The following is a 7,190-nucleotide window of genomic DNA, read 5'->3' on the forward strand; positions in this document are numbered from 1 at the left end:
CTATTAACAAGAGTACTTTTAGATTTGACCAAGAGGACGATCGATAACCCGCATCACTGGTTCCGAACTTGAATGCACGAACGCCGACGTGCCGGTGGAACTGCGCGTTAAACCGTGCGCCCATGGCAAGTGTGTCCCCCTTGCCACGTAACGCGGCTGCAGCGTGACTTGTTGCGAGATGTGGAGTATTGGAGAATCGCGTCTCGAAAGATTGTGTTGCCAGCGTGGGCGATATGACAGCGTGGTGTGATCGAACGAAGCAAGGCTCGTCTGCTGCACTGCGGGCACTCCATATTAGGTGCTCACCCCAACAACGGATTAAAGTTGTCGAACCGAATCGCCATCTTCCGAGCAGTGCAGAAGGACTGGCTGGCGAGTTTCGCGCGCGACCAGTTGGGAGAGATCAAGCGGACCAGCGTGACAACCAGGTAGTACGCACACAAGCGGTGGGTCTTTGAACTCAGCTTCAAAATGAACGCGCTGAACCATTGCACGAGGGCGTGAAGACGCGCCATTGTCCCTTTTCGTCACCGGACTCCGCTTGCCGGGTGCCAACGATACAGGTATCGCCACTACTACCCAACTCCCTGTTTTTTATCGGTTTTCCCCCGATTTTGTGGGCCAAATCGCAGATCAGCGTGGCATAATCAATCGCACACGCAGCTTGCCCGCAGTCATCACTACCCCCGCATACCATGGCACAGACTCTTTACGACAAATTGTGGAACACACACGTGATCCACACGGAAGAAGACGGTACGACGATTCTTTATATCGACCGCCACCTGCTGCACGAGGTCACCAGTCCACAGGCGTTTGAAGGCCTGAAACTGGCGCAGCGCCCCGTGTGGCGCATCAGCGCGAATCTGGCAGTGTCCGACCACAACGTGCCTACTACGGACCGTAGCCATGGTATCGCTGATCCGGTGTCGAAGCTGCAAGTCGACACGCTCGATACGAATTGCGATTCCTACGGCATAACGCAGTTCAAGATGAACGACCTGCGCCAGGGCATCGTGCACATCATCGGGCCGGAACAGGGCGCTACGCTGCCGGGCATGACGATCGTCTGCGGCGACTCGCATACGTCCACGCACGGCGCGTTCGGCGCGCTCGCGCACGGCATCGGCACTTCGGAAGTCGAGCACGTGCTGGCCACGCAAACGCTCTTGCAGAAAAAGAGCAAGAACATGCTGGTGAAGGTCGAGGGGCAACTGCCGCGCGGTTGTACGGCGAAGGACATCGTGCTCGCGATCATCGGCAAGATCGGCACGGCAGGCGGCACGGGCTATGCCATCGAGTTCGGCGGTTCGACGATCCGCGCGCTGACTATGGAAGGCCGCATGACGGTCTGCAATATGGCGATCGAAGGAGGCGCGCGCGCTGGCATGGTCGCCGTCGACGACACCACTGTCGAATATCTGAAGGGCCGTCCGTTCTCGCCGGAAGGTGTCGAATGGGATCACGCGGTCGAATACTGGAAGCAGTTCAAGTCAGATGACGGTGCGACGTTCGATCGCGTTGTCGAACTGAATGCTGCGGAAATCGTGCCACAAGTCACATGGGGTACGTCGCCGGAAATGGTGACCGCAATCGACGGCCGCGTGCCGGATCCGGAACGCGAGAAAGATCCGGTCAAGCGCGATGCCATGGAACGCGCGTTGAAGTACATGGCGCTCGAACCGAACCTGCCGATCGAATCGATCAAGCCGGACAAGATCTTCATCGGCTCGTGCACCAACGCGCGTATCGAAGACTTGCGCGCCGCAGCGTATGTCGTGCGCAAACTGGGCCGCCGCGTCGCGCCGAGCATCCGTCTCGCGATGGTCGTGCCGGGCTCGGGTCTGGTGAAGGCGCAAGCCGAACGTGAAGGGCTGGACAAGGTGTTCACGGACGCAGGTTTCGAGTGGCGCGAGCCGGGCTGTTCGATGTGTCTCGCCATGAACGCGGACCGGCTGGATCCGGGCGAGCGTTGCGCGTCCACTTCGAATCGCAACTTCGAAGGCCGTCAGGGCGCGGGTGGGCGTACCCACCTCGTGAGCCCGGCCATGGCTGCTGCTGCTGCCATCGAAGGTCACTTCGTCGATATTCGCAAGCTCGGTTAAGCCGGCGCGATTCGGTTTCGATTCCACCGGCGGCGCGTTTAGTGTCGCAGCCGCCGGTCTCTACTTTGATGGGTGATGGGCCATGGATAAATTCATCGTACATACCGGCGTCGTGGCGCCGTTGGATCGCGAGAACGTCGACACGGACGCGATCATTCCGAAGCAGTTCCTGAAGTCGATCAAGCGCACGGGCTTCGGTCCGAACGCCTTCGACGAATGGCGTTACCTCGATCACGGCGAGCCGGGTCAGGACAATTCGACGCGTCCGTTGAATCCCGATTTCGTGCTGAACCAGCCACGCTATCAAGGCGCGTCGATCCTGGTGGCGCGCAAGAACTTCGGCTGCGGCAGCTCGCGTGAGCACGCACCGTGGGCGCTGCAGCAATACGGCTTTCGAGCGATCATCGCGCCGAGCTTCGCGGACATCTTCTACAACAACTGCTTCAAGAATGGTCTGCTGCCGATCGCGCTGACCGAGCAGCAGGTCGATCACCTGTTCAGCGAAACCTACGCGTTCAACGGCTTCGAGCTGACCATCGACCTCGAAGCTCAGACCGTGCGCATCGGCGACGGCACTGAGTACCCGTTCGAAGTTGCCGGGTTTCGCAAGTACTGCCTGCTGAACGGTTTCGATGACATTGGCCTCACGCTACGTCACGCGGACAAGATTCGTCAGTTCGAAGCAGAGCGTCTGACGAAGCAGCCGTGGCTTGGCCACCGTATCGTCGGCTAAGCGCGTGCCTGAGTTCGAGACGTCATCGCCCAGGTTTAAAAGAGAACAATCAAGGAAATTCGCATGAAGATCGCAGTGTTGCCCGGTGATGGCATTGGTCCGGAAATCGTCAAGGAAGCCGTCAAGGTTCTGAACGTACTCGGCGAAAAGTTCGAGCTTGAAGAAGCGCCGGTTGGCGGCGCGGGTTACGAAGCCAAGGGCCACCCGCTGCCCGATTCGACGCTCGCGCTCGCGAAGGAAGCCGATGCGATCCTGTTCGGCGCCGTAGGCGACTGGAAGTACGACAAGCTCGAACGCGCGCTGCGTCCGGAGCAGGCCATCCTGGGTCTGCGCAAGCATCTGCAACTGTTCGCGAACTTCCGTCCGGCGATCTGCTATCCGCAACTGACGGGGGCGTCGTCGCTGAAGGAAGAGATCGTTTCGGGCCTCGACATCCTGATCGTGCGCGAACTGAATGGCGACATTTACTTCGGTGCGCCGCGCGGCGTACGTGAAGCACCGGACGGTCCGTTCGCCGGCGCGAAGGAAGGCTTCGACACCATGCGTTATTCGGAGCCGGAAGTGCGCCGCATTGCGCACGTTGCCTTCCAGGCGGCGCAAAAGCGCGGCAAGAAACTGACTTCGGTCGACAAGGCCAACGTGCTCGAAACGTCGCAATTCTGGAGGGACATCATGATCGATGTCTCGAAGGAATACGCAGATGTCGAACTGTCGCACATGTACGTCGACAACGCGGCCATGCAATTGGTGAAGGCGCCGAAGTCGTTCGACGTGATCGTCACGGGCAACATGTTTGGCGACATCCTCTCCGATGAAGCCGCGATGTTGACGGGTTCGATCGGCATGCTGCCGTCGGCCTCGCTCGACAAGAACAACAAGGGTTTGTACGAGCCGTCGCACGGTTCAGCGCCGGATATCGCCGGCAAGGGCGTGGCGAATCCGCTGGCCACCATCCTGTCCGCTGCGATGATGCTGCGTTACTCGTTGAACAAGGCCGAGCAGGCTGACCGCATCGAAGCTGCCGTGAAGAAGGTGCTGGAGCAGGGCTTGCGCACGGGCGATATCCTGACGCCGGGTTGCCAGCAGGTCGGCACCGCGGCGATGGGCGATGCCGTCGTCGCCGCGCTTTGAGCGCGGTTGTTTGAGTTGTGTTTAAACCGGGCCGCGAACGTTTCGTCGCCTGTAAAGGCGTAGTGACGATGTCGTAAGTCCGACACGCACTCACGCGCGAATGGCCCGAAATTCGGGCCATTCGCGCGCAAAAGCGGCGAATCAGGCCGCTCAAATCCGGTTTTCGTGTAGACTGTAGAAATGGCTAAGGCTCTCCAAATCACCTCGATTTCTAATCACCACGGCAAAACGGCCCGTGTGGTTGAGCTCGCCATTAGCGTCAAAACGCTGATTAAAGCAATTACCCCGAAAACGATCACGATTCGCTGATCGTCCGTCGTGCCCGCCCATCTTCCCCGCGCGGTCACTGCGGGCAAAGATGCGGGGAAGCCTCCACTCGAAGGGTAAGTGTCATGAACGTAGGTCTCGTAGGTTGGCGCGGCATGGTCGGCAGCGTCCTGATGCAGCGTATGCAGCAGGAAGGCGATTTCGATCTGATCGAACCGGTGTTTTTCAGCACCAGCAACGCGGGCGGCAACGCGCCGTCGTTCGCTAAAAACGAGACCAAGCTCAAAGATGCCTCGAGCATCGACGACCTGAAGAAGTGCGACGCCATCATCTCCTGCCAGGGCGGCGACTATACCAACGACGTGTTCCCGAAACTGCGCGCAGCCGGTTGGAACGGTTACTGGATCGACGCGGCTTCATCGCTGCGCATGAAGGACGACGCGGTCATCATTCTCGATCCGGTCAACCTCGACGTGATCAAGAACGCGCTGGTGAAGGGCCAGAAGAATTTTATCGGTGGCAACTGTACGGTCAGCCTGATGCTGATGGCGCTGGGCGGCCTGTTCCGCGAAAACCTCATCGACTGGATGACGGCCATGACGTATCAGGCCGCATCGGGCGCGGGCGCCCAGAACATGCGCGAATTGCTGCAGCAGATGGGCACACTGTATGGCTCGGCCAAGGAAGACCTGGCGGATCCGTCGTCGGCGATTCTGGACATCGATCGCCGCGTGCTGGCCGCGATGAATAGCGACCGCATGCCGACTGAACATTTCGGCGTGCCGCTCGCCGGTTCGCTGATCCCGTGGATCGACAAGGACCTCGGAAACGGCATGTCCAAGGAAGAGTGGAAGGGCGGCGCGGAAACCAACAAGATCCTCGGCAAGCCGGCTATGGGTACGCCGGGTTCGATCCCGGTGGACGGTTTGTGCGTGCGCATCGGCGCCATGCGCTGCCACTCGCAGGCTTTGACGATCAAGCTGAAGAAGGACGTGCCGCTCGACGAGGTCAGCAGCATCCTCGCCTCGGCTAACGACTGGGTTAAGGTTGTGCCGAACGAGCGCGAAGCGTCGATCCGCGATCTGTCGCCAGCGGTGGTCACGGGCACGCTGACTGTGCCGGTCGGGCGTCTGCGCAAGCTGGCGATGGGCGGCGAATATCTGTCGGCTTTCACGGTTGGCGACCAGCTCTTGTGGGGTGCCGCAGAGCCGCTGCGCAGGATGCTGCGCATTCTGCTCGACAAGTAAAGTAAACTACGCGGCTACGACGCGTAAAAACTCAAAAAGCGTCGCGCTCGCGCGGCGCTTTTTTCATTGGTGTGCTCCCAAAATCTTGTCTCAATCCAACCGCAAACAAGGGCAGAGCGCTGACGCGCCCGTGGTCCAGATGACCGTCCGACACGCTTCCCTTCGCGCTATCGCGTGCAGCCGTGTATGCCAGTTCGCCGCCGCGGCCACCTTGGCCTTCGGGCTGGGCGGCATGGCAGGGGGGGGCACCGACGCTCAGGCAGCGACTGCCGACGCGGCAAGCGCGCCAGCCGCTGCTTCCGTGCCGCTCGCCGCCGGCAGCCAGTACGCGATTCACCCGGGGCAATCGCTCAATGATGTGGCTGTGGCGGCTACACAGTCGCACGACCGAGCGACCTTGGCGCGCGCCTCGAAGGCCTTGTTCGACGCGAATCCGAACGCGTTTATGTCGCACGACCCGAGCCGGCTGCGACTGGGGTCCGTTTTGACGATTCCGGCGCTGGATGCGACGGGCGCGGCGATCGTGGCTTCGGATGCTGCCGGTGCGTCGGCACCGTCGGGGGCGGTTGCAAGTTCCGCTGTTGCGGCGAGCTCGCCGTCGGCGGCGCCTTCAGCCGCTACAGCGGCGACGGCAATTGGGGCAAGTACTGCGCTTGGCGCTGCGTCGCAGCCTGCCAGCGCGCAGGCGAACGCCGCGAGTGCTGCCGTGCAGGCTGCTCCGGCCGTCGCTGGACCCGCAAGTGCGCCGGTTCGGGCGAGTTCGGTAACCACCGGTGCCGGCACTAGCGCGCCGTCGGCCGGCAGTGAGGCCGCTATGGCCGCCTCCGGGGCGATGTCCGGCGCCGCTTCGGCACCTGCTGGCGTTTCGTCGGCAGCCGCCGCGCCGTCTGCCTCGCAAGCGGTCGGTGCGCATGTCTGGACGGGCGCGATCCAGCCGGCGACCGGTGCGTCGGTCGCCTCCGCGGCGTCTGCGACGCTGCCGGTTACGCCTTCCTCCGCCCCGCAGGCCCTGCAGGCGCCGACGCAGGTTTCCAGTCTGCAGCAGTTGCTCGCGCTAAAAAGCCGGGTGCTGATGGAGTTGCAAAAGCATGGCATCGGCGGCAAGCCAGCGCAGCCTGCTCAGGCGAACGGTCCGGCCACGGTTGCGAGCGGTCCGGCGGTTGCTGCCAGCGAGACGCATGGGCAGAGTACCGGCGCTGTGGGGAGTTCGCACACCCAGAGTGGCAACTTCGATTTGTCTCCGGTGAACCTCGGGTTTGCCGCTGCAATTGGCGCTGCGGCGGTCGCTCTGCTGGCCGCGCTTGGGATGCGTCGGCGTAAGAGTGGCGTGACGGCGGCGGAGGCTGCTGGCGTGCCTGAAACTGAAACCGTGGCGGGGCCGGAGACTCTGCTGGCGCGGGATAACTTCGCGCCGCGTGATGAGATTGGTACGTCTGACCCAGCGGTTGCCGGCGAGTACGCGGTACGCGAAGAAGCAACTCACGAGGCCGCGGCGCCCGAAGAAGCGGCTGCACGTGAAGAAGCGGCAGCACGTGAATTGGCGGAGAGGGAGGCAGCAGCCCAGCAGGCCGCAGAGCGCGAAGCAGCGGCTCATGACGCGGCACCCCATGAAGGAGCGGTCGCGCGCGAAGTGGAAGAGCACGAGGCCGCAGCACAGAACGCAGCAGAGAGCGAAACAGCGGCGTACGAACCGGCCGGGCATGACGC

At 61.9% G+C, this 7,190-nt stretch carries 4 protein-coding genes and 1 pseudogene; all 5 read left to right on the forward strand.

Annotation, left to right across the window (positions count from 1 at the left end):
- Positions 1-695 precede the first annotated feature (695 nt).
- Positions 696-2,105 (forward strand): 3-isopropylmalate dehydratase large subunit, encoded by a 1,410-nt coding sequence (leuC, locus tag M0954_RS05215; protein ID WP_122157616.1) that lies wholly within the window; start codon positions 696-698, stop codon positions 2,103-2,105.
- An 82-nt stretch (positions 2,106-2,187) separates the two neighbouring features.
- On the forward strand, positions 2,188-2,838 hold the full coding sequence (gene leuD, locus M0954_RS05220) for a 3-isopropylmalate dehydratase small subunit (protein ID WP_123386841.1): 651 nt from the start codon (positions 2,188-2,190) through the stop codon (positions 2,836-2,838).
- Between the two features lie 63 nt (positions 2,839-2,901).
- The gene (gene leuB, locus M0954_RS05225; RefSeq protein ID WP_122157618.1) at positions 2,902-3,969 is read left to right on the forward strand and encodes a 3-isopropylmalate dehydrogenase; all 1,068 of its coding nucleotides are present in this window, start codon (positions 2,902-2,904) and stop codon (positions 3,967-3,969) included.
- Positions 3,970-4,361: 392 nt separating this feature from the next.
- Entirely contained in the window at positions 4,362-5,483 is a 1,122-nt protein-coding gene (asd, locus tag M0954_RS05230; protein WP_122157619.1) for an aspartate-semialdehyde dehydrogenase, read from the forward strand.
- A gap of 139 nt (positions 5,484-5,622) precedes the next feature.
- Positions 5,623-7,190, forward strand: a pseudogene (locus M0954_RS05235) (fimbrial protein FimV); the annotation flags it as partial.

The sequence above is a fragment of the Paraburkholderia sp. genome (genome assembly GCF_026225065.1).
Classification (GTDB): domain Bacteria; phylum Pseudomonadota; class Gammaproteobacteria; order Burkholderiales; family Burkholderiaceae; genus Paraburkholderia.